This window comes from Amycolatopsis sp. NPDC004772, assembly GCF_053601215.1.
The window spans coordinates 40,427-66,501 of the sequence record NZ_JBSGBK010000041.1 but is presented as its reverse complement, the minus strand read 5'-3'; the positions used below and the strand labels follow the sequence as shown (position 1 = coordinate 66,501).

The following is a 26,075-nucleotide window of genomic DNA, read 5'->3' as shown; positions in this document are numbered from 1 at the left end:
GTCGTGGATCGGAGGACGGCCGGGCGGCCACGATGGAGGCGTGACGGAGATCGAAGTCCGGGCCGCCCGGCCCGCGGAACTGGAAGCAGTCGCCTCGCTGCGGTGGCGCTGGGTGGCCGAGCGCGACGGCCTGCCCGCCGACGGCCGCGCCGCGTTCGTGCGGGAATTCGCCGCCTGGGCGCGGGAGAACGCGGCCACCCACCGCTGCCTCGTCCTGGTCCGCGAAGGCCGGGTGCTCGGGATGGCGTTCCTGGCGATCACCCCGCGGGTGCCGACCCCGGCGGCGCCGTCCCGGGCCGCCGGGGACCTGCAGAGCGTGTACGTCGTGCCGGAAGCGCGTGACGCCGGCCTCGGCGGGCAGCTGATCGAGGGCGTCCTGCGGCTGGCCGGGGAGCTGGGCCTGGAGCGGGTGACCGTGCACTCGTCGCCGCGTGCGGTGCCCGCGTACGAGCGGCGCGGGTTCGCGGTGGCGCCGGAGCTGCTGCAGGCGCCGGTCAGGCGGCGACGATCGGCGTCTCCGGCAGAGCGGCGTCCCAGCGGCGCCGGGTGATCCGCACCGGCAGTTCCTCGCCGCGGGCCTCGGCGAGGAACAGGTGGGTGCGCGTCCGGCGCCACCACACGAGCATCCGGAAGGTGCCGAAGGCGAGCACCGCGACCAGCGCCAGCAGCGAGACGCGGAAGTTCCCGCCGGTGGCCTGGAGCAGCACGCCGACGGCGAGCGCGGCGAACGTCGTCGCCACGAAGCCGCCGACGTTGACCACGCCGGTCGCCGTGCCGACGCGGCTGAGCGGGTTGTAGTCGCGCGCCAGGGCGAAGCCGATCATCGACGCCGGGCCGCCTAGGGCGAGGAAGGCGAACGCGGGCACCAAGACCGGCAGGGGCACCTGGCCCGGCCAGCCCAGCAGCACGGCCCAGACCAGCGCGGCCCCGCCGATGTACCCGCCGACCAGCGGCATCCGCAGCGACGGGCGCCGTCCGATCAGGCCGCCGAGCGCCGGGCCGCCCGCCATCGAGCCGAAGACGAACACGGTGAGCAGCGCGCTCGCCGTGGCCTTCGACTGGCCTTGGCCCTGGACGAGCCAGGGGACGCCCCAGAGCAGCGTCAGGGCGTTCGGGGCGAACATCGTGCTGAAGTGGACCCAGAAGCCCAGGCGCGTCCCCGGCGTCCGCCAGGCCTCGGCGACCCGGTGGGCGAGCTCGCGGGGGCGGACTTCCTCGCGGACCGGCGGCTGTTCGCCGGCCGGGACGTCGCGGACCCGGAGGGCGACGACGGCGGTGTAGAGGACGGTGATGGCCCCGACGGCCAGGAAGGTGGGGGTCCAGCCGGCGCCGTCGAGGACCAGGGCGAGCGGGACGGTGGCGGCGAGGTTGCCGATGTAGCCGACGGCCGCGGTGAACGACGTCAGGAGGGCGTACTGGCGGCCCGGGAAGTGGGCGGCGACCAGGCGCAGGACGCTGACGAAGGTGAGCGCGTCGCCGAGGCCGAGGACGGCGCGGGCGAGCAGGCCGAGGCCGTAGGAGTGGGCGAAGCCGAGCAGGAGCTGGCCGGCGCCGAGGACGAGCACGGCGACGGTGAGGACGCGGCGGGGGCCGTAGCGGTCGACCAGGACACCGGTCGGGATCTGCATCGCGGCGTAGACGCCGACCTGCAGGACGGTGAAGGTGCCGAGCGCGGCCGCACCGACGCCGAACCGCTCGGCGGCCTGCAGCCCGGCGACGCCGAAGGACGTCCGGTGGAAGACGGCGAGGAGGTACACGGTGACGGCGGCGAGCCAGATCAGCCAGGACCGGGCGGTGGCACGGCCGGTGGCGGGCACAGGTTCCTCCAGGGGTGGGGCGATTCGGGGCGCAGGACGCCCACGCTGCCGTCCTTACTACTTGTATCGCCTAAGCAACCGTGAACCATAGCCGCAACCCGGGTGGTTTTCCCCACAGGTAACCCCCATCACCCAAGCTCAGAGGCCCGCCGCCCGTGATCAAAGCCGGATCTCGCGTGATCGAGGCCGGATCTCGCGTGATTGAAGCCGGAACTGGCGTGATTGGGGCCGTAACCGCGAGATCCGGGTCTGATCACGCGAGTTACGGCTCCAATCACGCGGGTTACGGGGCTGCTCACGCGAGTTACGGGTTCAGGCGGGGCGGGTGGCGCCCGTTATCGCCCAGTTTCCGGAGCGCCAGCGGGCGAGGACCGCGGCGAGGCGGAGGACCATGAAGAGGGACAGGCCGGTCCAGATGCCCGTGAGGCCCCAGCCGAAGCCGAGGGACGCCCAGATCAGCGGGAGGAAGCCGAGGGCCGCGCTGCCGAGCGTCGCGTTGCGGAGGAAGGCCGCGTCACCCGCGCCCAGCAGTACGCCGTCCAGGGCGAAGACCACGCCCGCGATCGGCTGCAGCGCCACGAAGAACCACCACGCGTGCGGGATCTCCGCCAGCACGCCCGGGTCGGACGTGAACGCGTGCGGCAATACCCACGACAGCGCCGCGAACAGCACGCACAGGAAGCACCCGAGCAGCAGGCCGTACCCGGTGATCTGCGCCGCGACCCCGCGCGCCTGCCGCGCCGAGTTCGCCCCCAGGGCCGCCCCGACCAGTGACTGCGCGGCGATCGCCACCGAGTCCAGCACCAGCGCCAGGAACGTCCACAGCTGCAATACCACCTGATGCGCCCCGACCGCTTCGGTCGACGTCCGGGCCGCGACGGCCGCCGCCGAGACGAAGCACGCCTGGAACGCCAGGCTGCGCAGCACCAGGTCACGGCCCAGGCCGAGCTGGGCGCGCATCACCGCGAAGTCCGGCCGCAGCCCGACCTTCTCGCGGGCCAGCGCCAGGACGAACAGCGACGCCGAAATCACCTGCGCGGCGACGTTCGCGATCGCCGAACCCTCCAGCCCCAGCCCGACCCAGTACACGAGCACCGGGCACAGCACGGCCGAGATCCCGTTGCCCGCCAGCACGTACCGCAGCGGCTTCGCGGCGTCCTGCACCCCGCGCATCCAGCCGTTGCCGGCCATCGTGACCAGGATCAGCGGCGCCCCGAACAACGCGATCCGCAGCCACGACACGGCGGCCGAGGCGATCTCGTCACTGCCCGACAGCACCCGCGCGATCGGCCAGGCCAGCAGCTGCCCGGCGACCAGCACGACGAGGCCGACGAACACCGCGAGCCACGTCGCCTGCACGCCTTCGCGCACCGCGTCGGCCCGGCGGCCGGCGCCGTGCAGCCGGGCGGTGCGGGACGTCGTGCCGTAGGACAGGAACGTCAGCTGGCTCGACACCTGGGCCAGCACGACGCCGCCGAGCGCGAGCCCGGCCAGCGACAGCGCGTCGAGGTGGCCGACGACGGCGGTGTCCACCAGGACGTACAGCGGCTCGGCGGCCAGCACGCCCAGCGCGGGCACGGCCAGGCCGAGCACGCGCTTCGCCGGGACCCGTTCGATCTCCTCCACGTTCGCCACGAACCGGACTCTAACCGCCGCCACCGACAGTTCCGCCCGGCCGGACGTGCTCCGCCCACGGCCCCGAGCGCGGGCGGCGCACCGACCGGCTGCTGACGGCCCTGCCCGGCCTGATCCGCGGCGCGCCGGCCCGGCGGACCAGCCGGACTCCGTCCGCGTGGGTCGGGTCAGCGGCCCGTCGCGGCGGTCACCGACCGCTTCGGTCGGTTCGGTCATCCCGGCCTCCCTGCGCTCCCGGCCGGGGGCAGGCGTGCCGGATGCCGTGCCGTCTGTTTCGCTCGGCACCGGTCGGCGATCACCACGGGGAACGCGGGATCAGAGCAGGGGTGCGCGCTCCAGCGCCTCGCGCAGCCCGGCGACGACCTCCGCCGCCGAGCCCGCGATCGTGCAGCCCGCGGCCTGCCGGTGCCCGCCGCCGCCGAACTCCGCCGCCACCGCCGAGACGTCGATGCCGATGCTGCGCAACGAGATCTGCCACTGCCCGGGCTGCGCCGGGTCCTGTTTGAGCACGGCCGCGACGGCCGCCTCGCGCACCGAGCGGACGACGTCGATCACCGACTCGACCTCCTCGCCGCGCACCGTGCGGGCCGCGTCGAGGCCGACCACCGCGTGCACGAAACCCCGGCCCTGCGCGGCTTCCGGCTCCAGCCGGGCCTCGCGCAGCACCGACGACAGCATCGGCAGCCAGGCGAACGGGCGCTCGTCGACGATCCGGCGCACGATCGCCTCCGCGTCGGCGCCCGCTTCCAGCAGCCGGGCCGCCATCCGGTGCGTCTCCGGACTGGCCCGGCGGAACCCGCTCGTGTCGGTGACGATCCCGGCGTACAGCCCGCGCGCGATCGGCTCGTCCAGCTCGGCGCCCAGTGCCTCCAGGACGCGGAACACGAGGACCGCGCTGGCCTCGGCGCTCTCGTCGACCACGTGGCAGGTGCCGTAGTACGTGTTGGTCGCGTGGTGGTCGATCACCAGCACCGCGCCGGCGAGTTCGACGCGCCCGGCGAGCCGGCCGAGCCGCTTCGGTGTCGGCGTGTCGACACACACGAGCAGTGCCTCGGAGTCCGGGAGGTCGTCCGGGTGGGTGAGCAGGCCGTCCTCGTCGAGCCAGCGCAGCGTCTCCGGGGCCTCGTCGGGCTCGCCGAAGGAGACGCGCACGCGGGCGCCGCGCTGCCGCAGGGCCCGGCCGAGGGCCAGTGCGCTGCCCAGCGCGTCCGCGTCCGGCCGCACGTGGCCGAGGATCGTCACGTCGGTGGCCGGGGCGAGCAGCGCCGCCGCCGCCCGGATGTCCTGCGCCGAAGTAGGGGTCACGGTGCGTCACGCTACGCTCTGCGGGATGCCTGAGTACGCGATGCTGGTCTACCCGTCGGCCAACCGGGTCTACGCCGCCTCCTCCCCCGCGCTGCTGCGCGCCGAGCTGGCGGTGTTCGGCGCGGGCCTGGCGGCCGAGCTGTCCGCGATCGAGGAGGTCGAGCTCGGCGGCGTCGGCTACGTGCGCTTCACCAGCTCGGCGCCCCTCGGCGAGCGCGACCTCGCGCTGCTGTCGAACGTCTCGTCCCTGTACGCGCTGTTCGAGCTGGGCGACGGCGTGCTCCGGCCGGTGCCCGTGACGCCGCTGGCGCAGGCCGACTCGGACCTGCTGACCATCCAGAAGTACGCCGGCAAGACGAACGAGCTGTTCACCAAGCTGCTGGTGAACGTCACCCTGCTGGCGACGGCCGACCCGTTCTCGGCCAAGCCGAAGTACCTGCTCGACCCGCTGTGCGGCCGCGGCACCACGCTCAACCAGGCGATGATGTACGGCCTGCACGCGACCGGCCTGGACGTCGACGCCAAGGACTTCGAGGCCTACGAGGCGTTCATCAAGACCTGGCTGCGGAACAAGCGCGTCAAGCACACCGCGGACTCGGGCCAGCTGCGGCGCAACAAGGTCCGGCTGGGCCGCCGGCTCGACATCGAATACGCCCTGGACAAGGAAGCGTACAAGGCGGGCGACACGCGCAAGCTCACCTACTTCAACGCCGACACCCTGACCACCGACGAGGTGCTGCGGGCGAACTCCTGCGACGTGATCGTCACCGACGCCCCGTACGGCGTCCAGCACGGCAGCCACCGCGAGACCGGTCTCCAGCGCAGCCCGCGTGACCTGCTCGCGGCCGCCGTTCCGGTGTGGACCCGGGTGCTGAAGCCCGGTGGTGCGCTCGGGATTTCGTGGAACACCACCGTGCTGCCGCGGGAAGAACTGGTCGAGGTGCTCCGGAAAGCCGGGCTGGACGTCCGCGAAGGCGGCCCGTGGGAAGAGTTCGCCCACCGCGTCGACCAGGCCATCCTGCGGGACCTGGTCGTCGCGGTGAAACCGGCTTCCTGAAGCGTTACTGGGTGAGTTCGGGCTTGGCGACCTGACCGTTCGATTCCGGCGCGGGGGCGGGCGCCGGCGGGGTGCTCAGGCCGCGTTTGACCGAGTCCAGAATGGACAGACCCTGGCCGACGAGCCCCGCGGCCATCTCGCCGAGGCCGTCGGCGCCGTTGAGGATGTTGACGTTCGCCCCCGACAGTCCCCGCCCGGCTTCCTTGACGATCTGCGGCAACTGGTCGATGAGCATCCGGTCGAGCGCGACCCGGTTGTGCGACGCGGCCGCCTCCGCCTGGATGCGCATCTTCTCCGCCTCGGCGACGGCCAGGATGCGGATCCGCTCGGCCTCGGCGTCGGCGGGCTTGATCACCTCGGCGACCAGCTGCTGCTGCCGCAGCTCGGCCTCGCGCTGGGCCAGCTCGGTGCGCGCGTCGATGACCTCCTGCTGCGCCCTCGCCTGCGCGAGCGGGCCGGCCTGGGCGGCCTGGGCCTGCGCCGCCTCGACCTCGGCGCGGTACTGCGCCTGCACGATCGACGTCTGCCGGGCGTACTCGGCCTGCGTCCGCTGGGACTTCTGCTCGGCCTCGGCGGCCGTCTGGTTCGCCACCGCCTGGGCGATCTGCGCGTCCCGCTGGATGGCGGCGTTGTGCGGCGCGGCCATCGCGGCGATGTAGCCGAGCTTCATGTCGTCGATCGACTGGATCTGCAGCGCGTCCACGGTGAGACCGATCTTCGCCATCTCCACCGCCGAGCCGTCCAGCACCTCGGTGGCGAGCTTCTGCCGCTCGGTGATGATCTCCTCGACGGTCATCGACCCGATGATCGAGCGCAGGTGCCCGGCGAAGATCCGGCCGGTCAGGACCGACATCTGGTCCTGGTCGGAGAGGAACCGCTGACCGGCGTTGACGATGCTCTCGGTGTCGTTGCCGACCTTGAACGCGATCACCGCCCGGACCGTGAGGGCGATGGCCTGCTTGGTGACGCACACTTCGGTCACTTCGGCCTCGCACATGGAAAGCGTGAGGAACCGGACCTTCCGGAAGACCGGCATGACGAACGCACCGTGGCCGGTGACGACCCGGAACGGCGACGTGCCCTTGCTGTTCTTTCCCCCGGAGATCAGCATCGCCTCGTTGGGAGCAGGCACGCGATAACCGAACATCGGCTGTCCTTCTGGAGTTACGGAGAAGCGGGATCCGAGGCGTCCCACGCCACGACGTCGACCGTGCGCCGTCCCCGGGTTTCCACGACCAGGACGGTCGTGCCCTTCGGCAGCTCCGTGTCGGACCAGGCAAGGAAGGTTTCCAGGCCGCCCCTGATCCTGATCAGCACCTCCCCGGGGCCCCGCTGCCCGCGGGTGCCGACCAGGAGGACTCCGGTGCGGCCGGACGGGGAAAGGTCGGAGTGCACGGGTGCCGACCTCCCTCGGTGGCCGTCTCGGTGCGGGTTGACCCCCGCTGGCACCATTGTGCTCCCGCCGGGCGCGCGAAGCGGACACTGTGAGGTTCCGATCAGAAGGCAACCAGGCGGGCCGCTCGGGCGTACGCGGCTATACTGCGCAACGTGAGCGTCGAGCACCGTCCCCTGCGCGCGGACGCCCGGCGCAACCGCGAGGCGCTGGTCGCGGCGGCGCGGGAAGTGTTCGGCGCCAAGGGGGTCGACGCCCCGCTCGACGAGATCGCGCGGCGGGCCGAGGTCGCCATCGGCACCCTGTACAACCGGTTCCCGACGCGGGCGGACCTCGTCGAAGCCGCGTTCCTGCCGACGCTGGAAGAAGCGCAGGCCGTGCTGGACGAGGCCCTCGCGTGCGAGGACCCGTGGGACGGTTTCGTCCTGTTCCTGGAACGTTCGGTGCAGATGCAGGTTTCCGACCGCGGCTTCACCGAGGTGTGCTCGCGGACGTTCGACCCGGCGTCGGGGCTGGAGAAAGCCAAGCAGGCCAACGGTTCCCGGATGCACCGGATCATCACGCGCGCCCAGGAGGCCGGCGCGTTGCGGAAGGACTTCCGGGGCACCGACCTGCCGATCGTGTTCGCGGCGGCAACCGCCACCCCGGACTGGCGGCGCGCGCTCGGCATGGTCCTCGACGGCCTGCGCGCGCGATGACCTGGCTCGCGGACACGGCCGCGTCGTACGACACGGTGGCTTCGAGCTACGCCGAGTTCGTGTCCGACGCGCTGGAGAAGCAGCCGTACCTCAAGGCGGCGCTGACGCTGTTCGCCACGCAGGTCGACGGACCGGCGGTGGACGTCGGCTGCGGTCCGGGCCACTTCACGGCGTACCTGGCTTCGCTGGGCGTCGACGCGTCCGGCATCGACCTCTCGCCGGGGATGATCGACCTCGCCCGCCGATCGCACCCGGAGCTGCGGTTCGAGGTGGGCTCGATGACGGACCTCCCGCTGCCCGACGCGTCGGTCGCGGGCGTGCTGGCGTCCTGGTCGCTGATCCACGTCCCGGACGAGGCGGTGCCGCTGACACTGGGTCACTTCCACCGCGTCCTGCGGCCGGGAGGGCTGCTGACGATCGGCTACCACGTCGGCGTGGGCACGCGGGTGAAGACGTCGGGGTACGGCGGGCACCCGATGCGCGTCCACGTCCACCTGCGGCAGCCTTGGTGGCTGGCCCGGCGGGTGCGGGAGGCCGGGTTCACGGTCGAGGCGGAGTGGGCGCTGAACCCCGGGGCCGAGGTTTCGCAGGCGATCCTGTTCGCCCGGACCTAGGCGAACGCCTGCTCGGCGAAGCTGAGTCCCCCGCGCTGGCTGAGGGTGAGCACCTGCCGGTCGATGTGCTGCGGCGGCCGGCGGAGGTACTGGCGGAAGCCGCGGGCCCGGAACTTCAGCTCGAACTCGTGCCCCTCCAGGTGCCAGGCGGGGTACGGCTTGCCGTCCGGTGGGTCGAGGCGGTGGAGGTCCGCGACCTCCAAGCCGCCGTACAGGGGGCCGACGTCGCCGGTGATGTCCCAGGCCTGATCGAACACCAGGGTGGCCGGGGCGACCCAGAACGTGAAGTGCTGCTGCCGACGGGCGGGCTCGACCCAGCGGACGAGGTAGTCCAAGTCCAGCAGGAGCCGGCCCGGCGGGAGGTCGTCGTCCTCGGTGAGGGCGATTGCGTGGATGCGGCTGTCGTGCCAGCCCATCTGCGGGAAGTCGGCGTCGGTCCACACCGCCTTGGACAGGCCGGACGGGTCGGTCATGCCACGCGCTCCCCCACGAACTTCACGATCTCCGGCAGCACACCCCGCCAGTAGTCGTCGTTGTGTCCTCCCGGTGAAAACCGGGACACTTCCGGCGAAACCGCCTTCACCAGCCGGCGATCCGCACCCAGGAACGGGTCCGACTCGCCGCACCACACGCCGAGGCCCGCGGGGCGCAGATCGGCAGTGTGCAGCAGGGGTTCCTCCGCGCGCCAGTTCTTTTCGTCCGCGAACACCTTGCGGCTGCGGGCATCCGGCCAGCTGACGAACAGCGCCGCGCTCGCCGTCGCCACCGCCTTCACATCCGGGTGGGCCCGGGCGAACCGCAATGCCCCGAAGCCGCCCATCGAGATGCCGAACACCGCCGACGGCGGACGCAGGTCGCGAGCCGCCAGCCAGGCGGGGACTTCGTCGGTGAGCATGCGCTGCGGGTCGTCACCGCCGCCGACATTCACCCAATAGTGGTCACCGTCGACGGCCGCGATCGCGAACGGCGGGGTTCCGGCGCGGACCGCCGCCGTCAGAACGTCGGGGAGGCCGAGGGAGAGGAACGTCCGCGCCTGAGCACCGCGGCCGTGCAGGGCGAGGCAGACCGGCAACCCCGCGGCCGGCACCCCGGACGGGGTGATCAGCACCAGGTCGACGTCGGTGCCGCGGGCCGCCGAGGGCATGCGCTGGACCGTCACCGGCCCGGGCAACGCCGAAGGGCGGGCCGGCGCCGGGACCGGGGGCGGTCCGGGAGGAGGCTCGGAAGACGAGCAGCCCGCCAGCAGCGCCAGTGCGCTGCCGGCGAGCAGGCCGCGACGGGAGAGCACGGGTCAGCCCCGGCTCTCCTCCTCCGCGAACTCGTCGTCTTCGGCGTCTTCGGCCTCGCGAGGGGCCTTGTACGGGTCGGCGTCGCCCGCGTGCTGGGCTTCGGCCGCGCGCCGCGCCACCTCGGCGTCGGCCTCACGGGCCTTCGCCAGCAGGTCCTCGATCCGCTTCGACTCCTCGGGAATCGTGTCGGCGACGAACGTCAGCGTCGGCGTGTAGCGGACGCCGGTGCCCTGCCCGACCTTGGTGCGCAGCATCCCGCGCGCCGATTCGAGCGCGGCGGCGGCGCCGGCGAAGTCCGGCACGGAGTCCAGCTTCTCGCCGAGCACCGTGTAGTACACCGTGGCGTCGTGCAGGTCGCCGGTGACCTTCGTGTCCGTGATGGTCACGTAGTCCAGGCGGGCGTCCTTGACCTCGTGTTCGATCGCCGACGCGACGATCTGCGAGATCCGCTTGGCGAGCTTGCGAGCCCGAGCAGGATCGGCCATGTCGTTCTCCTAGAAAATGCTAATCGTCCGGACCGAGCAGCCGGCGGCGCGCGGAAAGCAGTTCGAACTCCGGCCGGCTCGCCACGTACCGCTCACACGAGTCGAGCACGTCCCGGACGTGCTCGCCACCTTCGGCGACCACGGCCACCCCGATGAGGGTCCGGCGGTGCAGGTCGGTGTGCCCGGCTTCGGCCACCGACACGGCGAAGCGCTTGCGCACCTCGGCCAGCACCGGACGGACCACGGATCGCTTCTGCTTCAGCGAATGGACGTCGCCGAGCAGGATGTCGAGCTCGAGAGCTCCGACGAACATAGGCAGTTTTGGTGGTGTAGTAGGGAAGCACCGGGTGTGCGCGGGAAGCGCACACCCGGTGCCGGACATCCTTACGCGCGCGGCTTCTCGCGCTGCTCGTAGGTCTCGATGATGTCGTCGACCTTGATGTCACCGTACGAACCGAGCGTCAGACCGCACTCGTAGCCCTCGCGGACCTCGACCACGTCGTCCTTGAACCGCCGCAGCGAGCTGATCGGCAGGTTCTCCGCCACGACGGTGCCGTCGCGGAGCAGACGCGCCCGGGCGTTGCGCCGGATCTCGCCGGACATGACCAGGCAACCCGCGATCGTGCCGATCTTGGAGGACTTGAAGACCTCGCGGACCTCCGCGCGGCCCAGCTCGACCTCTTCGTACTCCGGCTTGAGCATGCCCTTGAGGGCCTGCTCGATCTCGTCGATCGCCTGGTAGATGACCGTGTAGTACCGGACGTCGACGCCCTCGCGGGTGGCCCGCTCGGTCGCCTTGCCCTGGGCCCGGACGTTGAACCCGAGGACGATCGCGTCGGACGCGGTCGCCAGGTCGATGTCCGACTCGGTCACGCCACCGACACCGCGGTGGACCACGTTCAGCTCGACCTCGTCGCCGACGTCCAGCTGGAGCAGCGAGGCTTCGAGGGCCTCGACCGTACCCGAGTTGTCACCCTTGATGATCAGGTTGAGGCTGTTCGTCTCCTTCAAGGCGGAGTCGAGGTCCTCGAGGCTGACCCGCTTGCGGCGCGACGCGTTGAGCGCGTTGCGCGTACGAGCGGAGCGGCGCTCGGCGATCTGCCGGGCGACGCGGTCCTCGTCGACCACCAGGAAGGTGTCGCCCGCGCCCGGCACCGAGGTGAACCCGATGACCTGGACGGGCCGCGACGGCAGCGCCTCGGTGACGTCGACGTTGTGCTCGTCGACCATCCGGCGGACGCGGCCGTAGGCGTCACCCGCCACGACCGAGTCACCGACGCGCAGCGTGCCGCGCTGGACCAGGACGGTGGCCACCGGGCCGCGGCCGCGGTCGAGGTGCGCCTCGATCGCGACACCCTGGGCCTCCATGTCCGGGTTGGCCCGGAGGTCCAGAGCGGCGTCGGCGGTCAGCAGGATCGCCTCGAGCAGGCCGTCGATGTTGATGTTCTGCCGCGCGGAGATCTCGACGAACATCGTGTCGCCGCCGTACTCCTCGGCGACCAGGCCGTACTCGGTCAGCTGCTGCCGGATCTTGTCCGGGTTCGCGCCTTCCTTGTCGATCTTGTTGATCGCGACCACGATCGGGGCCTTGGCGGCCTGCGCGTGGTTGATCGCCTCGACCGTCTGCGGCATCACACCGTCGTCGGCCGCCACCACGATCACCGCGATGTCGGTCGAGTTCGCACCACGGGCACGCATGGCGGTGAACGCCTCGTGCCCCGGGGTGTCGATGAAGGTGATCAGGCGCGGGTTGCCCTCGAGCTCGGTCTCGATCTGGTACGCACCGATGTGCTGCGTGATGCCGCCGGCCTCGCTCTCGCGGACCTTCGTCTTCCGGATCGTGTCGAGCAGGCGGGTCTTACCGTGGTCGACGTGACCCATGATGGTCACGACGGGCGGCCGGACCTGCAGGTCCTCTTCCTCGCCGGAGTCTTCGCCATACGTGATGTCGAAGGTCTCCAGGAGCTCGCGGTCCTCCTCCTCGGGGCTGACGACCTGAACGTTGTAGTTCATTTCGCCGCCGAGCAGCTCGAGGATGTCGTCCGACACGGACTGCGTCGCGGTGACCATCTCGCCGAGGTGGAAGAGCACCTGCACCAGCGAAGCCGGGTTGGCGTCGATCTTCTCGGCGAAGTCGGTCAGCGAGGCACCGCGCGGCAGCCGGATCGTCTCGCCACTGCCCTTGGGCAGGCGGACGCCGCCGACGCTGGGCGCCTGCATGTTGTCCATGTACTCCTGGCGCTTCTGCCGCTTCGACTTGCGGCCCTTGCGCGAGGGACCACCGGGACGCCCGAAGGCACCCGCGGTACCGCCACGGCCACCGGGGCCGCCACGACCGCCGCCGCCACCGCGGAAGCCGCCGCCACCGGCCGGGGCGCCGCCCCCACCGGGACCGCCGCCACCCGGGCGGAAGCCGCCGCCACCGCCGCCGCCACCGGGGCCGCCGCGGAAGCCACCGCCGCCGCCACCACCGGGACCGCCGCGGAAACCGCCGCCGCCGCCACCGGGACGACCGCCGCCACCGGGGCCGCCACGGGCGCCGCCACCGGGACCACCGCGGGCGCCGCCACCGGGACCGGCGGGCCGCTGCGTGCGGCCCGGCATCATGCCGGGGTTCGGCCGCGGGGGCATGTTGCCCGGGCTCGGCCGGTTGCCACCGGCGCCACCACCCGGCCGCGGGGCCGGACGGTCACCGCCGGCGCCACCGCCGGGACGCGGGGGCCGGTTGTCGCCGCCCTGGCCGCCACCGGGGCGCGGCGCCTGCGGACGCGGAGCCGGGGCGCCGGAACCGACGCCGAACGGGTTGTTGCCGACGCGCGGCGTGCGCGGGCCGGGCTTGGGACCGCCGGGCTTGGGGCCCTGCGGCTTCGGCGGGACGACCGAGCCGGTGCCCTGCGCGGGCGCGGCCGGGGTGTCCTGCTTGGGCGCAGCCGGAGTCTCGGCCTTGGCCGCCGGGACCTGCTGCTGGGGCGCGGCCGGAGCCGGGCGCGGGCCGGGCCGGGGGCCGGGGCGCTGCCCCGGGGTGGCCGGCTTCGACGCCGCGGGCGCCTGCTGCTGGGGTGCCGCCGGAGCCGACGTAGCCGACGCGGCCGGAGCGGGCGCCGCTTGGGCCGCCGGAGCCTGCTGGGCAGGCGCGGGGGGCTTCGGGGCAGCGGGTCCGGGCTTGGCGGCCGGCGGGCCGGGGCGCGCCGAGGGTCCGGGGGTCGGGGTGGGCTTCTTCGCGCCCTTGGGCGCATACGCGTCGCGGAGACGGCGGGCGACGGGCGCCTCGACCGTGGACGACGCGGACTTGACGAACTCGCCCTGTTCCTTCAACTTCGCGAGCACGTCCTTGCTGGTGATGCCGAGCTCCTTCGCGAGCTCGTGTACGCGGGCCTTGCCTGGCACAACTCTCCTCATCTAGGGGAGGCCAGGCGGAAAACCCGCTGACCTCGTCCTTATTGTCTGACGCTCATGGCTTCAGCTTCACGGCTGACTCATGACGGGTCGACCTGCTTCCTTGCTTCCTCGCGACCCCGGGGACATCCCGGGTTCGTGGTGCGGGGTGGTGCGCCCGACGTGCTCGCGGACCTCCGAGGCGTCGGCCGCCCCGGGAGCCCGCAGGGCCCTCGGGAAGGCTCGCCGCCGTTCGGCCTTGGCCAGGCAGTCCGGGTCGGGGTGCAGCCAAGCCCCCCGGCCCGGCAGCCGCCGACGCTCGTCGACGACCACCCGCCCGGCCACCGCGACCACGCGCAGCAGCTCACCGATCAATGCCCGCCGCTTGCAGCCGACACAAGTCCGCACCGGGGAATTCCGGTGGGGCTGGTGCTCGGCTACCCGCCGCGGGCTTCGAACCACTCCTGAGTCTAGCGCTTCGACCTTCACTCAGCCGAACCGGTTGTCGCGGCGGGCCGCGGCGGACGGGCGTGGTCTTGATCACCCTCGTCGTCCGCCGGTGCGGCGTCGCTGCGGATGTCGATCCGCCAGCCGGTCAGGCGGGCGGCGAGGCGGGCGTTCTGGCCCTCCTTGCCGATCGCCAGCGACAGCTGGAAGTCCGGCACCACGACGCGGGCCGTCTTCGCCCGCTCGTCCACGACTCGTACCGAGACAACCTTCGCGGGCGACAGCGCATTCCCGACGAAGCGAGCGGGGTCCTCGGAGTAGTCGATGATGTCGATCTTCTCACCGGCCAGCTCGCTCATCACGTTGCGCACGCGCGCGCCGACCGGGCCGATGCACGCGCCCTTGGCGTTGACGCCCGGCACGGTGGACTTGACCGCGATCTTCGTGCGGTGCCCCGGCTCGCGCGCGACGGCGGCGATCTCGACCGTCCCGTCGGCGATTTCCGGCACCTCGAGCGCGAACAGCTTGCGCACCAGGTTCGGGTGCGAGCGCGAGAGCGTGATCTGCGGGCCGCGGTTGCTGCGCGAGACCGTGACCACGTACGCCTTGATCCGGCTGCCGTGCTCGTAGGACTCCCCGGCGACCTGCTCGCCGGACGGCAGCACGCCCTCGGTGTCACCCACCTGGACCACGACCATGCCGCGCGCGTTCGCGCGGGCGTCGCGCTGGATGACGCCGGCGACGATCTCGCCCTCCTTGGTGGAGAACTCCCCGAAGGTCTTCTCGTGCTCGGCGTCGCGCAGCCGCTGCAGGATGACCTGGCGCGCGGTGGTGGCGGCGATCCGGCCGAACCCCTCCGGGGTGTCGTCCCACTCCTCGTCGACCTGGCCGTCGTGGGTCAGCGTGTGCGCGAGCACGCGCACCAGGCCCGTCTTGCGGTCGATGTCGATGCGGGCGTGCGGCTGGTGGCCCTCGGTGTGCTTGTACGCGGTGAGCAAGGCCGTCTCGATGGCCTCGATCACCGTTTCGAAGGGGATGTCCTTGTCCCGTTCGATCGCCCGCAGCGCGGCGATGTCGACGTTCACTTCGACCCCTTCTCCGTCTCGGCCGCGATCGAGCCGGACGCGTCGTCTTCGAGCAGTTTCAGGTCCTCGGCGGGCGGCTGCTTGAACTCGATCTCCACGACCGCCTTCGCCACGTCGGCGTAGCGGACGTCGCGGATCTTGCCGCCTTCGAGGACGCGGGCGGCGTGCTCGCCCGCGTGGCCGACCCGGCCGATGAAGGCCGCGCCGTCGGCCGGGGTGACCTTGACCAGCCGGAACCGCGCGCGCCGCCAGTGCCGCGCCTGGGTGAGCGGGCGGTCGAGCCCCGGCGAGGTGACCTCCAGCGTGTAGGCGCTCGCCAGCACGTGGTCGTTCTCGTCGAGGGCCGCCGAGACCTTGCGGCTGACCTCGGCGACCTCGTCCAGCCCGACCCCGTCGTCGGCGTCGACGACGACCTTGACCAGCTGGCGCCGGCCGGCCTGCTGCACCTCGAACGAATCGAGGTCGAAACCCGCGGCGGTGACGGCTTCGGCCACTATCGGCTGAAGCCGGCTGGCGAGTTCTCCTGGCACGTGGGGGTCTCCTTGCTCGGGCTGGGTGGTCGGGTCGGTGGTGGACCAGCTTATCCGGTCGCCCGCTCACCCCGCGCGAGCGGCGGGGCCGCCCCGGGGCCTGGCAGGATGGGGCGGCGTGACCGGAAGACCGACCGAGCTGACCCGTCGTACCGCCCTCCGCGCGGGGGCGCTGGCCGCACTGGCCGTTCCCCTCGCCGCCTGCGGGCCCGGCTACGACGAAAGCCCCGACCCGCTGCAGCCGCTGCTCGCCGCCGCCCAGGCCGACGCCGACGCCGCGCGGGCGCTGGCGAAGGGGGCCGACGCCGACGCCGCCGGCCAGCTCGCCGACGCGCGCGCGGCCCACGCGGCCGCCCTCAAGTCCGAAGTGGACCGGCTGAACCGGCCCACGCCGTCGCCGTCCGCGGCGCCGCCGGCGCCCGCCGCGCTGGGCGACCTGAAGGACCGGCTGGCGGCCGCGCGCAAGCAGGCCGAAGACCTCGTCGGCGGGCTGCCGCGCTACCGCGCCGGGCTGGTCGCGGCGGTGGCGGCGGGCTGCGCGTCGCTGCAGCGCATCGCCCCGGCGCTGGGCCCGGGCGAGGACGCGCCCAAGGTGGGCACCGCCCCGGCCGGGGCGATCCCGCCGGAGGCGGTGGACCCGCTGCAGGCGGCGCTGGCGGCCGAGCACGCCGCGGTGTGGGTGTACGGCCTGGTCAGCGCGTTCCTGCCGGGCGAGTTCGGCGACGCGGAGAAGAGCGGCGCGGCGGAGCACGCCCTGCGCCGCGACTTCCTGCAGACGGCGCTGGCGGCGGCCGGGGCGACCCCGGTGGCCCCGGAGGCGGCGTACGTGCCGAAGAACCCGGTGACGGACGCGAAGTCGGCGTCCCAGGTGGTGGCGACGGCCGAGGCGGACTGCGCGTCGGCGTGGCTCGCGGTGATCGACCACACCGACGACGCGGGGTTGCGGACCACGGCGTTGCACGCGCTGGTCGCCGCCTCCCGCCGCGGCACGCCCTGGCGATCCGAGGCGGGCGAGAAGCCGGTCGCGATCGCCCTGCCGGGCCAGAACTCCTGACCGCCCCGCCCAAGCGCCCCAATGTGGCGTTCGGTGCGTCCAGCGCACCCAATGTGGCGTTCGGTGCGTTGGACGCAACCAACGCCACATTGGGGCGCTCGGGGCCTGGGTCAGGAGTGGAGGTCGGCCGACAGGCGGAGGGCGTCGTCGGCGATGCTCTCGATCAGTTTTTCGTCCTTGTGCTTGTCGTAGAAGTCGGCGAGCACGATCGTCGTGTTCGTGCCGTCGACCTTCGACGAGTACGCCGCGTCCTTGCCGCTCACGCTCGGGGTGCCGCTGCCGGCGAACGTCTTGTCCTTCACCAGGTCCGTGACGTTGCCGGTGCCGTCCCGCTCGGTCAGCGCCTTGAGCGCCTTCGCCTTCGACGAGTCCGGCATGCCCACCAGCGCCACCGACACCAGTGCCTTCGCGCCGCCCGACTCCGTCGTGTACAGCGCGCGCACCAGCGACTGGCACGGGCTGTCCTGGAAGAACGCCTTCGTATCGCCGTAGGACTTCTCGACGCAGTCCGTCGTCTTCGCCGGCCCCGCGACCAGCGTGAACTTGTACTGCCCGGTGTTCTGCGCCGGCGGCTGCGCGACCGGCTCGTCCGGCGCCGAGTCGTGCCGGATCAGGAACCACAGCAGCCCGGAGACGACGGCGATCGCGACCAGCCCGGCCCCCTTGAGCAGCAGGGACCGGGTGTCACGAGCCGGCGGGCCCGGCACGGGCGGGCGGGGCTGCGGGGGTACCGCGCCCAGCGGGGCCGTGTCGGACGGGCCTGGGGTGAAATGCGCACCAACCACGGGGCCATACGGTAGTTCACCGGCGTCCGGCGGTTCACTCGAACGCGTGTAAAACCCGTTCGACGTCGTCAAGCGTGTTGTAGAGGTGGAAGCCGACCCGCACCCGGCCCCCGCGGACGCTCGACACGATGCCCGCCTCGGCGACCCGCGCCGGGTCGGCGTCCAGCGACACGATCGCGGTCCGGCGCGGCGGCAGCCCGAGCTTCTCCAGCAGCGTGTCCGCGAGGCCGGCGTTGTGCGCCCGGACCTGGGCGAGGTCGAGGGCGGCGAAGTACTCCAGGGCCGCGGCCGAGCCGACCTGGGCCAGCCAGACCGGCGAGAGGTCGAACGCGCGGGCGTCGCCGGCCAGGCGCAGCGGGAGGCCGTAGACGGTGGCCCACGGGTCCTCCCCCGCGTACCAGTTCGCCGCGACCGCGCGGGTGCGCTCCTGCGCGTCCGGCCGCACCGCGAGCCACGCGGTGCCCCGCGGCGAGCAGAGCCACTTGTACCCGGCGCCCACCACCCAGTCCGCCCAGGCGACGTCCAGCGGCAGCCAGCCGACCGCCTGCGTCGCGTCCAGCAGCACCGCCGCCCCGGCGGCCTCGGCCGCGGCCCGCAGCGCCGGCAGGTCCACGATCCGGCCGTCGGCGGACTGGACCACGCTCACCGCGACGACGTCGTGGCCCTCGACCCGCTCCGGCAGCACGTCCAGGGGCACCTCGGTGACCGTGACGCCGGGGTTGACCGCGAAGGGGAACGTCACGCTGGTGAAGTCGCCTTCGGCGGCGAGCACCCGGGCTCCGGCGGGGAGCGCGGCGGCGACGTTGGCGACGAGCTGCGAGACCGACGCCCCGCTCGCGACGCGCTCCGGCTCGACGCCGAGCAGCCGCGCGAACCCGGCTCGCGAACGCGCCACGTACTGGTCGAACTCCCCGGGGCTGGTGGCGCCGGTCCGCCACCGTTCCACCGATTCGGCCACGGCCTCGGCCACCGGCGCGGGCGGGACGCCCACGCTGGGTGTGTTCAGGTATCCGGACGGGGCGGCGAAGTCGGTTCCGAAGGCGCGCATACCCCTCACGCTCGCAGATCCGGCCGGTCGGTTCACCCCGATTTCGGCAGCAGCGCCAGGACGTCGGCGTAGGACGGCGGGCTCAGCGGCAGGGCACGGCCGTCCCGCACGGCGAGCGCGGTCCCGGCCGCGGCGGCCAGCGCCACCCGGTACGGCAGCGACCCGAGGCTGACCCGCGCGACGCCCAGGTCGGCCAGCCCGGCCACGGTCACTTTCCCGGGCAGGAACAGCAGGTTGAGCGGCAGGCCGACGGCGACGATCCGCTCGACGTCCCCCGGCTCGGTGAGGCCGGGCACGAAGACGCCGTCCGCACCCGCCGCCGCGTACGCCCGCACCCGCCGCTCGGCCTCGGCGAGCGAGCGGTCGCCGGCCCAGTGCGTGTCCGTCCGGGCGTTGACGAACAGGCCCGGCACGCGCTCCTTGACCGCGGTGACCAGGGCGCACTGGACGTCGACCGGGGCGAGCGAGCCGTCGGCCCGGCCGTCCTCTAGGTTCACGCCGGCCACGCCCGCGTCCGCCAGCTCGGCCGCGAGGTCGGCGACCGCGGCCGGGTCCGCACTGAAGCCGTCGGCGAGGTCGACGCTGACCAGCGCGTCCAGCCGGGTCAGGCGGGTGGCGAGGGCGACGGTCGCGGCGCGCGTCGAGGGTGCGCCGTCCGGCTCCCCCGCCGCCGCGGAGACGCCGAGGCTGGTGGTGCCCAGAGCGCGGAAGCCCTGCGCGGCGAGGAAGGCACCGACGCCGAACTCCCACGCGTTCGGCAGCAGCAGCGGGGCACCGGGGACGTGCAGGGCACGGAATTCGTCCATGCCCCGAACCTAGGTCCGTGACGCTTCGGCGGGCGCCGAACTCTCGAGGAACGGCGTCAGCACTCCCGGCACGGCGTCCGCCGCGAACTCCAGGCCTTCGTCCGCGCCGGCGTCGAGGATCGAGTAGGCGCCCGAACCCGCCGCGGTGGTCGCGGTGAACGTCGCGAGCCCGCGGCGGCGCTGGAACACGGACTGCTTGACCGTCCAGCCGATGACGCCGTCCCGGGTCAGGACGGCCGTGCTGCGCCGGACCGTGCCCGCGCGCGTCACCAGGTAGCGGCCGCGCAGGCCGTGCCCGAGGCCGCGGTAGGCGTCCAAGGCGAGCAGGACGGCCACCGGCAGCGCGACGACGGCGAGGGCGACGCCGAGCACGAGCAGGACGTCGGTGAGCAGTGCGCCGAGGAGCAGCAGGACGAGCACCGGCGTGAGCGCGGTGAGCAGGGCCCAGCGCAGCCGCCGTCCGCGGGCCGCGAGCGGGTGCGGGACGAGCTCGACGGCGTCGACGCGGTCGCCAAGCACGCGCGCCGCGACCCGGTGCGCGTCGGCTCTCGGTGCGGCGGGCAGGAGCGTCTTGGACTCGGTCTTGTCGTCGTCCCGTTCCATCCCGGTGGCGATGGCGTCGACGCGGGCGGCGCCGGCCAGCCGGGCACCGAGCGGCTCGACCAGTTCGACCCCGCGCAGGCGTCGTTCCTCGACGGTGATCGTCCGGGTGGTGAACAGCCCGCGGCGGACGCGCAGGGTGCCGCCGGGTTCGCGGTCCAGCCGGTAGTGCCACCACATTTCGGTGAACAGGCCCACCGCCCCGATCACGCCGACGACCATCGCGAGAACCAGCAGGAGCAGGATGCTGACGGCGAGGGGAAGGTCGCCGAAGAGGTCGAGGAGCCAGCGGAGGAGGCCGCCGCCGGCCCCGAACCAGTCGGCGACCTTGAAGAGGGACCCGAACGCGGCCAGCCCGAGCGTCGGGGCGACGAAGGAGACCGGGGCGTAACGGATCCAGCGTGGGTCAAGTGTCGCGAGTGGACCGTCTCTAGTGGACGGTGCGCGGTGCAGGAGTTCGGTGCGCAGCGCTTCGGCGTCCGCTTTGGCGAGCGGCGAGAGGGTGATCCGCTCCTGCCGGCCGGTGCCGATGGAGAGGGTCGCGACGCCGAACGCGCGGTGCAGCGGGCCGGCGGTCAGGTCGGCGGTGCGGATCCGCTCGCGCGGCAGGGATTTGCGGGTGTGGACGGCGAACCGGAACTCGATTTCGAGGCGTTCGGCGGTGCAGCGGAAGCGGGTGTAGCGCCAGCGGACGTACTCGAGTAGCACGCCCCCGCCGACCAGGAGCGCGGCGGCCGGGAGGAGCCAGAGGGACCGGGTGCCGATGGCGACGGGCGTCCCGGCGGAGATGGCGACGCCGGCCATGAGGACGGCGGTGACGCCGAGGGTGCGCCGGTCGAGACGACGCCAGCCGGCTTCGTGCTCGCCGCTCATGTCGCGTCCCCCGGCGTGGCGTCCGTGCGTTCCGTCAGCCGCTCCGCCACGTCGGCCGCGACCTGCGCGTCCAGCCCGCGAAGCCGGACCGCTCCGCGCGCCGAAGCCGTCGTCACCGTGACCGTCGCGAGGCCGAAGCGCTGCTGGAGCGGGCCGCGCAGCGTGTCCACTGTCTGCACCCGCGACAGCGGCGCCACCCGCCACTCCTGCCACAGGAACCCCGAGCGCACGTACACGGCCGTGCCGGTCACCTCCCAGCGGTGCAGGCCGAACCACCACCGCGGCAGGACCGCGCACCACGCCACCCCCAGCACGGCGACCACCGCCGCCGGCGCCAGCAGCCAGAACGCGGCCGGCGGGATCAGCAGGCCGAGGACCGCGAGCACGAGCACGACCGGCCCGAACGTCAGCGCCCCCTGCGTACGCCACCAGGCGATCGCGCGGCGGTCGAGTGCGTGACGCGGTGGCCGCAGCCGTAGTTTTCCGGTCTCCACCGGACACCCCCCGGGATTGTTTTACAATGCGACCGCATCGTAACGGCGGAGGCCGCGTTTTCGCAATGCGATCGCATGACAACGGGAGCGGACGTGCCGAAACAGGTGGACCACGAGCAGCGCCGGGTGCAGATCGCCGAGGCGCTGCAACGGCTGACCACGCGCGCCGGCCTGGAGGGCGTCAGCCTGCGCCAGGTCGCCGCCGAAGCCGGCCTGTCGATGGGCTCGGTGCAGCACTACTTCAAGACCAAGGACGAAATGCTGCGCTACGCCCTCGAGCACCGGCACAAGCTCCGCAGCGAGCGGATCACCGCGAAGGTGCTGGCCGAAGGGCCGCCGACCCCGCGCTCGATCCTGCGTGCGTGCCTGGTCGAGATCCTCCCGCGCGACCCCGACAGCGAAGCCGACTTCCTCATCGGCGTCGCCTACTTCATCCGCGCGGTCGCAGACCCGGCGATGGCCAAGGCCTTCGGCGAAGGCATGCCGGAACTCATGGACTTCTTCGCCGGCCAGGTCCGCGAAGCCCAGCAGGCAGGCGACGTCCCGGCGTCGGCCGACCCCGCGACCGAGGCCGCCCTGCTCTGGGCGATCGCGGACTCCCAGGGCTCGGAAATCCTGATGGGCCACCGCACCCCGGCCGAAGCGATCTCCACAGTGGACTACTACCTCGACCGCCTCTTCACCCCCTGACCGCGTCGACCCTCTGATCACGCGTGTCGACTCCTCAATCACGCGTGTCGACCCTTCGAGCACGAACGACGTGTGCGGGAAAGGTCGACGCGCGTGATCCCGGGGTCGACACGCGTGATCGAAGGGTCGACACGGCCTCAGCCGCCTCCCCCTCCGCCTCCGGAAGCCGCGGAGATCGCGGCCGTGCGGGCGGCCCGGACTTCGCGGATCACCTTGCGCAGGGCCGGGACCGCGGCCCCGGCCTGCTCCTCCAGCCGGGCCAGCCGGTCGCGGTGACGCCGGCGCTCGCCCCGCGGCAGCACCGCGCCCAGCTCGACCGCCGCGGCCAGTGACGTCAGGGCCGCGATGTCCCCGGACACCGGCGCGTCACTCCGCAACGCCGCCCGCACCGAGTCGCGGAGCGCGGCCGCCGAGGCCGGCTCGCGGACCACCGGACGCCGCCGCGGGAACAACCCCAGGATCCGGGACGTCCGCAGCGAAATCACCCCCGCCGCGTCGAGCTGGGCCTCCAGGGACCGCAACGTCTCGCGCGCCCCGCGACGGACCCGGGCGCGCCACTTCCGGTGCGGGTCGGCGGCGAGCTCGGCGAGCAGGTCGTCGAGCACCAGGTGCCCGGTGCCGCCGGGGTCCGAGACCACCGGACGGCCGCCGTCGTCGGTGATCCGGCCGCGCAGCACCAGGTCCGTCAACGCCGCCGCGCGCACCAGCAGCGCCACGCGCTCGCGGTCCGGCAGCCGGTCGCGGGCGGTGTCGCAGGCCAGCAGGTACGCCCGGGCCGGCAAGGACAGCTCGCTCATCCCCGTTCCCCTCCCTCGTCGTCGGACCCCAGTCCACCGCACCGGGCCACGCGGGCGAAACCGGACGACGGCGGTGATCGCGACGACGAACGGGGGGACCCGGGCGCAACCAAAGTTGCACGCCCGGGCGGCCGCCCGGAACAGCGGTTACCGTGACCGCGTGACCACCGCCCGGAGGCCGCTGTGGCCGAGCCGCTCCGACGGCTGCTGGCTGATCTTCGCGGCCCTCGTCTTCGCCGGGATGAACACGCTGCTCTACGTCCTCGGCGACCGGACGACCGGCGCGTGGGGCCCGGCCGCCGGGCTGGTCCTGCAGATCGCCTGCGACCTCACGCTGATCCTGCTGTTCCGGTTCCCCGGCCCGGTGTGCGCGTTCGTCATCGCGGCGGCGGTCGCGATGCTCGCGGCCGACACCTTCGCGCCCGGCCTGCTCGTGCCGCCGCACCCGCTCGCCCTGACGACCGTCCCGACGATCACCCCGGTGATCCTGTCCCAGGCGGCCCGGGTGCTGGACAAGCGAACCGTGCTGTGGGTGGCCGGCATCCTGGCCGTGATCGCCGCGCGGCCGTGGACGCCGAGCTGGGCGACGACACCGTTCGGCCTGCTCAGCACCGCGCTGCCGGCGCTCGCATCGCTGTACTTCGAAGCCCGCAAGCAGCTGCTCCAGTCCCTGCGCGACCGGGCGGAACGCGCCGAGCGCGAACAGCACCTGCTCGCCGAGCAGGCCCGGGCCGCGGAACGGCGGCGGCTCGCGGGCGAGATGCACGACGTCGTCACCCACCGGCTCAGCCTGATGGTGCTGCACGCCGGCGCGCTCGGCGTGACGTCGGCCGACCCGGCCGCGCGGGCGGCGGCCGAGGACATCCGCCGCGAAGGCGCGCTGGCCCTGGACGAACTGCGCGACCTGGTCGGCGTCCTGCGCAACGGCGCCGAGACCGGGCCGCGGACGCTCAGCCCGGAGGAGCCCGGCGACCCGGCGCGGCTGGTCGAGGAGTCCCGGTCGGTCGGGGTGGCGACGGACCTGGTAGTGGACGGCGACCCGGCGCAGGTGTCGCCGACCGTCGCGCGCACCGCGTACCGGCTGGTGCAGGAGGCGCTGACGAACGTGCGCAAGCACGCGCCGGGCGCGTCGGCGGCGGTGTCCCTGCGCTATCACCCGGGTGGCCTGGACGTCTCGGTCGACAGCACGGCGGCGCGGCAGCCACCCGACCCGGCGCTGGCGGACAGCGGGTCCGGCGCGGGGCTGGCCGGCCTGCGGCAGCGCGTCGAACTGGTCGGCGGGCGCTTCGACGCGGGCCCGCGGCCCGGCGGCGGGTTCCGGGTCGGTGCGATACTGCCCGCCTACGTCCCGACGGCGGAAGGCACGCACTGTGATCCCGGTGCTCGTGGTCGATGACGAGCCGATGGTCTGCGCGCACCTGCGCGCGATCCTCGGCTCGGCCGACGACATCGAGGTGGTCGCCCAGGCCGCCGACGGCGCCGAGGCCGTCGAGGCCGTGGTCCGGCACCGGCCGCGCGTGGTGCTGATGGACCTCCGGATGCCGGGCGTGGACGGCCTGACCGCGATCGCCCGCATCACGGCCATGCCGGACCCGCCGGCGGTGGTGGCCCTGACGACGTTCGACGCGGACACGTACGTGATCCGCGCCCTGCGCGCGGGCGCGGCGGGCTTCCTGGTGAAGTCGACGCCCCCGGAGGACCTGATCGGCCTGGTCCGCGTGGCGGCGGACGGCCACACGGTGCTCTCGCCCTCGGCCGCGCGCCGCCTGGTGGCGCTGTCGTCGGACAGCCGCGAACGCGGCGAAGACGCACGACGCCGGACGGCGGGACTCACCGAGCGGGAGCGGGACGTACTGGCCTGCCTGGGTTCCGGACTGTCCAATGCGGACATAGCGGCCCGGCTGCACCTGGCCGAGGCGACGGTGAAGAGTTACGTATCCCGGATGCTGGTGAAGCTGGACTGCGCGAACCGCACCCAGGCGGGGTTGCTCGCCCACGAGGCGGGGTTGGTGGCCCGCTAGGGGAACAGCAGCGGTGCGGCGTGCCAGATCGCCCAGCCGTTGAGCAGGAACCACCCGCCGATCCACAGCGGCGACGGCATCTTGGTGCGCCTGGCCAGTGCGGCGGCGTCGTCCTTCTGGGTCTTGTACCCGTTCTGCTGCCGGTTGACGACCAGGATCCGCACGCCGTCGAGCTCGCTGGTCAGCAGCAGCCAGGCTTCGGTGTACGCGACGGCGATGCGCAACCAGCCCGGGGCGTAGCGCAGGGCCGAGTACACGACCGCCCCCACCGCGACGATCACGACGAGGGTTCGCAGGTCCCGGGTGAACAGCAGGATGAACAACAGCGCGACGAGGGTCAGCACGAGCACGGCCGCCACGCGACCCTGGTGCAGCAGGACGGCGGCCCCCAGCCCGGCCAGTGGCGGCATCGCGTACCCGGCGGCGGTGGCCAGCACGTCGCCGAGCGCCGAGTCGTGCTTCTGCCGGGTGTAGCCGCCTCCCGGGCTCGTGATGGCGACGCGGGAGACGGCCCCGCCGACCAGCAGGCTCACCATCGCGTGGCCGCCTTCGTGGAACAGGGTGCCCAGGACGTTGGCGGTGCGCAGCAGGCTCCGCCGTCCGCTGGGCGGCGTGACGACCGAGGTCAGCGACACCGCGAAGGCGAACAACGCGGTGAGGGCAACGACTCCCCAGCCCGGTGCCGGGACGGTCTCGTTGAGCACGGCGACAGTGTCCCTGCGGACGGGGCCGCGGAACCCGTCCCGAGGCGGATTGTCCAGGAGCTGTCCACTGGACGGTGACTATGCGGACGCGGGCGTGTGCTCCGCGTCGTAGGCGTCCCGGGCTTCCTGGACCGAAGCCATGTGCCGGCGGGCCCAGCGGTCCAGCATGTCCAGCGGCTCCGACAGGTTGCGCCCCAGTGCCGTCAGCTCGTATTCGACCTTGGGCGGGATCGTCGGGTACGCCGTGCGGGTGAGGATGCCGTCGCGGACCAGGCTGCGCAGCGTCTGCGTCAGCACCTTCTGGGAGATCCCGTCCACGCGGCGGCAGAGCTCGGTGAAGCGGAGCGGTCCACCCGAGAGGGCGCCGACGATGAGGACCGTCCACTGGTCGCCGATGCGGTCGAGCAGCTGGCGGGTCGGGCAATTGCGGTCGTACGGATCGGGACCCACGGGCGCGCCTCCTCGCTCTCCCC

Annotated in this window: 29 protein-coding genes; 8 read left to right on the top strand and 21 right to left on the bottom strand. The window is 73.2% G+C overall.

Going from position 1 to position 26,075, the window contains the following annotated elements:
• Positions 1-40: 40 nt before the first annotated feature.
• Complete coding sequence (locus tag ACWEF6_RS24110; RefSeq protein WP_449685014.1) at positions 41-550, top strand: GNAT family N-acetyltransferase; 510 nt, start codon at positions 41-43, stop codon at positions 548-550.
• Here the strand turns inward: ACWEF6_RS24110 and ACWEF6_RS24105 are convergent.
• The 3 genes from ACWEF6_RS24105 to ACWEF6_RS24095 form a co-directional block, all read right to left on the bottom strand.
• The gene (locus ACWEF6_RS24105; RefSeq protein WP_449685013.1) at positions 495-1,817 is read right to left on the bottom strand and encodes an MFS transporter; all 1,323 of its coding nucleotides are present in this window, start codon (positions 1,815-1,817) and stop codon (positions 495-497) included. The two genes, ACWEF6_RS24110 and ACWEF6_RS24105, sit on opposite strands and share 56 nt — an antisense overlap.
• Positions 1,818-2,129: 312 nt before the next feature.
• A complete protein-coding gene (locus tag ACWEF6_RS24100; RefSeq protein WP_449685012.1) occupies positions 2,130-3,452 on the bottom strand; it encodes an MATE family efflux transporter in 1,323 nt (440 codons plus the stop codon).
• A 315-nt stretch (positions 3,453-3,767) separates the two neighbouring features.
• Entirely contained in the window at positions 3,768-4,757 is a 990-nt protein-coding gene (locus ACWEF6_RS24095; protein ID WP_449685011.1) for a DHH family phosphoesterase, read from the bottom strand.
• Positions 4,758-4,782: 25 nt separating this feature from the next.
• On the opposite strand from ACWEF6_RS24095, the gene ACWEF6_RS24090 reads away from it, so the two are divergent.
• Entirely contained in the window at positions 4,783-5,814 is a 1,032-nt protein-coding gene (locus ACWEF6_RS24090; protein ID WP_449685010.1) for a TRM11 family SAM-dependent methyltransferase, read from the top strand.
• Positions 5,815-5,818: 4 nt separating this feature from the next.
• Here ACWEF6_RS24090 and ACWEF6_RS24085 read toward each other — a convergent pair whose 3' ends face one another.
• Entirely contained in the window at positions 5,819-6,946 is a 1,128-nt protein-coding gene (locus ACWEF6_RS24085; RefSeq protein ID WP_449685009.1) for an SPFH domain-containing protein, read from the bottom strand.
• A gap of 32 nt (positions 6,947-6,978) precedes the next feature.
• A complete protein-coding gene (locus tag ACWEF6_RS24080; RefSeq protein WP_449676607.1) occupies positions 6,979-7,209 on the bottom strand; it encodes a hypothetical protein in 231 nt (76 codons plus the stop codon).
• A gap of 153 nt (positions 7,210-7,362) precedes the next feature.
• Between ACWEF6_RS24080 and ACWEF6_RS24075 the strand changes: the two genes are divergently transcribed.
• Both ACWEF6_RS24075 and ACWEF6_RS24070 read left to right on the top strand, forming a co-directional pair.
• Positions 7,363-7,905 (top strand): TetR/AcrR family transcriptional regulator, encoded by a 543-nt coding sequence (locus ACWEF6_RS24075; protein WP_449685008.1) that lies wholly within the window; start codon positions 7,363-7,365, stop codon positions 7,903-7,905.
• A complete protein-coding gene (locus tag ACWEF6_RS24070) occupies positions 7,902-8,519 on the top strand; it encodes a class I SAM-dependent methyltransferase (protein WP_449685007.1) in 618 nt (205 codons plus the stop codon). Before ACWEF6_RS24075 ends, ACWEF6_RS24070 begins: the two co-directional genes overlap by 4 nt.
• Here the strand turns inward: ACWEF6_RS24070 and ACWEF6_RS24065 are convergent.
• The 8 genes from ACWEF6_RS24065 to rimP all read right to left on the bottom strand — a co-directional run bounded on the left by ACWEF6_RS24065 (position 8,516) and on the right by rimP (position 15,730).
• Positions 8,516-8,992 carry a hypothetical protein gene (locus ACWEF6_RS24065; protein ID WP_449685006.1) on the bottom strand — a complete coding sequence of 159 codons (477 nt, stop codon included), beginning with the start codon at positions 8,990-8,992 and terminating at the stop codon, positions 8,516-8,518. The genes ACWEF6_RS24070 and ACWEF6_RS24065 overlap by 4 nt on opposite strands.
• Positions 8,989-9,807 carry an alpha/beta hydrolase gene (locus ACWEF6_RS24060; protein WP_449685005.1) on the bottom strand — a complete coding sequence of 273 codons (819 nt, stop codon included), beginning with the start codon at positions 9,805-9,807 and terminating at the stop codon, positions 8,989-8,991. The genes ACWEF6_RS24065 and ACWEF6_RS24060 overlap by 4 nt, the downstream gene beginning before the upstream one ends.
• 3 nt (positions 9,808-9,810) lie before the next feature.
• Complete coding sequence (gene rbfA, locus ACWEF6_RS24055) at positions 9,811-10,293, bottom strand: 30S ribosome-binding factor RbfA (protein WP_310972567.1); 483 nt, start codon at positions 10,291-10,293, stop codon at positions 9,811-9,813.
• A 19-nt stretch (positions 10,294-10,312) separates the two neighbouring features.
• Complete coding sequence (locus ACWEF6_RS24050; RefSeq protein ID WP_003083991.1) at positions 10,313-10,606, bottom strand: DUF503 domain-containing protein; 294 nt, start codon at positions 10,604-10,606, stop codon at positions 10,313-10,315.
• 71 nt (positions 10,607-10,677) lie between these two features.
• Positions 10,678-13,680, bottom strand: coding sequence for a translation initiation factor IF-2 (infB, locus tag ACWEF6_RS24045; RefSeq protein WP_449685022.1), 3,003 nt, complete (start codon positions 13,678-13,680; stop codon positions 10,678-10,680).
• A gap of 78 nt (positions 13,681-13,758) precedes the next feature.
• Complete coding sequence (locus ACWEF6_RS24040; RefSeq protein WP_310972566.1) at positions 13,759-14,076, bottom strand: YlxR family protein; 318 nt, start codon at positions 14,074-14,076, stop codon at positions 13,759-13,761.
• Positions 14,077-14,153: 77 nt separating this feature from the next.
• The gene (gene nusA / locus ACWEF6_RS24035; RefSeq protein WP_043785288.1) at positions 14,154-15,200 is read right to left on the bottom strand and encodes a transcription termination factor NusA; all 1,047 of its coding nucleotides are present in this window, start codon (positions 15,198-15,200) and stop codon (positions 14,154-14,156) included.
• Positions 15,197-15,730, bottom strand: a complete 534-nt coding sequence (gene rimP, locus ACWEF6_RS24030) for a ribosome maturation factor RimP (RefSeq protein WP_449685004.1) — start codon at positions 15,728-15,730, stop codon at positions 15,197-15,199. Before rimP ends, nusA begins: the two co-directional genes overlap by 4 nt.
• A 118-nt stretch (positions 15,731-15,848) precedes the next feature.
• Here rimP and ACWEF6_RS24025 point away from each other — a divergent pair, with 118 nt between their 5' ends.
• Positions 15,849-16,784, top strand: coding sequence for a ferritin-like domain-containing protein (locus ACWEF6_RS24025; RefSeq protein ID WP_449685003.1), 936 nt, complete (start codon positions 15,849-15,851; stop codon positions 16,782-16,784).
• Between the two features lie 110 nt (positions 16,785-16,894).
• Here the strand turns inward: ACWEF6_RS24025 and ACWEF6_RS24020 are convergent, their stop codons facing one another.
• The 5 genes from ACWEF6_RS24020 to ACWEF6_RS24000 all read right to left on the bottom strand — a co-directional run bounded on the left by ACWEF6_RS24020 (position 16,895) and on the right by ACWEF6_RS24000 (position 21,390).
• The gene (locus ACWEF6_RS24020; protein WP_310972680.1) at positions 16,895-17,491 is read right to left on the bottom strand and encodes a hypothetical protein; all 597 of its coding nucleotides are present in this window, start codon (positions 17,489-17,491) and stop codon (positions 16,895-16,897) included.
• Positions 17,492-17,603: 112 nt separating this feature from the next.
• A complete protein-coding gene (locus ACWEF6_RS24015) occupies positions 17,604-18,617 on the bottom strand; it encodes an aminotransferase class V-fold PLP-dependent enzyme (protein WP_449685002.1) in 1,014 nt (337 codons plus the stop codon).
• Positions 18,618-18,649: 32 nt separating this feature from the next.
• Complete coding sequence (locus ACWEF6_RS24010; RefSeq protein WP_449685001.1) at positions 18,650-19,423, bottom strand: isocitrate lyase/PEP mutase family protein; 774 nt, start codon at positions 19,421-19,423, stop codon at positions 18,650-18,652.
• Positions 19,424-19,432: 9 nt separating this feature from the next.
• Positions 19,433-20,896, bottom strand: a complete 1,464-nt coding sequence (locus tag ACWEF6_RS24005; protein WP_449685000.1) for a PH domain-containing protein — start codon at positions 20,894-20,896, stop codon at positions 19,433-19,435.
• A complete protein-coding gene (locus ACWEF6_RS24000) occupies positions 20,893-21,390 on the bottom strand; it encodes a PH domain-containing protein (RefSeq protein ID WP_449684999.1) in 498 nt (165 codons plus the stop codon). Before ACWEF6_RS24000 ends, ACWEF6_RS24005 begins: the two co-directional genes overlap by 4 nt.
• A 93-nt stretch (positions 21,391-21,483) precedes the next feature.
• On the opposite strand from ACWEF6_RS24000, the gene ACWEF6_RS23995 reads away from it, so the two are divergent.
• A complete protein-coding gene (locus ACWEF6_RS23995; RefSeq protein WP_449684998.1) occupies positions 21,484-22,080 on the top strand; it encodes a TetR/AcrR family transcriptional regulator in 597 nt (198 codons plus the stop codon).
• Between the two features lie 137 nt (positions 22,081-22,217).
• On the opposite strand, the gene ACWEF6_RS23990 is transcribed toward ACWEF6_RS23995, so the two are convergent.
• Positions 22,218-22,877, bottom strand: coding sequence for a GOLPH3/VPS74 family protein (locus ACWEF6_RS23990; RefSeq protein WP_449684997.1), 660 nt, complete (start codon positions 22,875-22,877; stop codon positions 22,218-22,220).
• A 160-nt stretch (positions 22,878-23,037) separates the two neighbouring features.
• Here ACWEF6_RS23990 and ACWEF6_RS23985 point away from each other — a divergent pair, with 160 nt between their 5' ends.
• Positions 23,038-24,273 (top strand): sensor histidine kinase, encoded by a 1,236-nt coding sequence (locus ACWEF6_RS23985; protein WP_449684996.1) that lies wholly within the window; start codon positions 23,038-23,040, stop codon positions 24,271-24,273.
• Positions 24,248-24,898 (top strand): response regulator, encoded by a 651-nt coding sequence (locus ACWEF6_RS23980; RefSeq protein WP_449684995.1) that lies wholly within the window; start codon positions 24,248-24,250, stop codon positions 24,896-24,898. Before ACWEF6_RS23985 ends, ACWEF6_RS23980 begins: the two co-directional genes overlap by 26 nt.
• Here the strand turns inward: ACWEF6_RS23980 and ACWEF6_RS23975 are convergent.
• The gene (locus ACWEF6_RS23975; RefSeq protein WP_449684994.1) at positions 24,895-25,602 is read right to left on the bottom strand and encodes a M50 family metallopeptidase; all 708 of its coding nucleotides are present in this window, start codon (positions 25,600-25,602) and stop codon (positions 24,895-24,897) included. The genes ACWEF6_RS23980 and ACWEF6_RS23975 overlap by 4 nt on opposite strands.
• Before the next feature lie 78 nt (positions 25,603-25,680).
• Complete coding sequence (locus ACWEF6_RS23970; RefSeq protein WP_449684993.1) at positions 25,681-26,052, bottom strand: winged helix-turn-helix transcriptional regulator; 372 nt, start codon at positions 26,050-26,052, stop codon at positions 25,681-25,683.
• Positions 26,053-26,075: the final 23 nt, after the last annotated feature.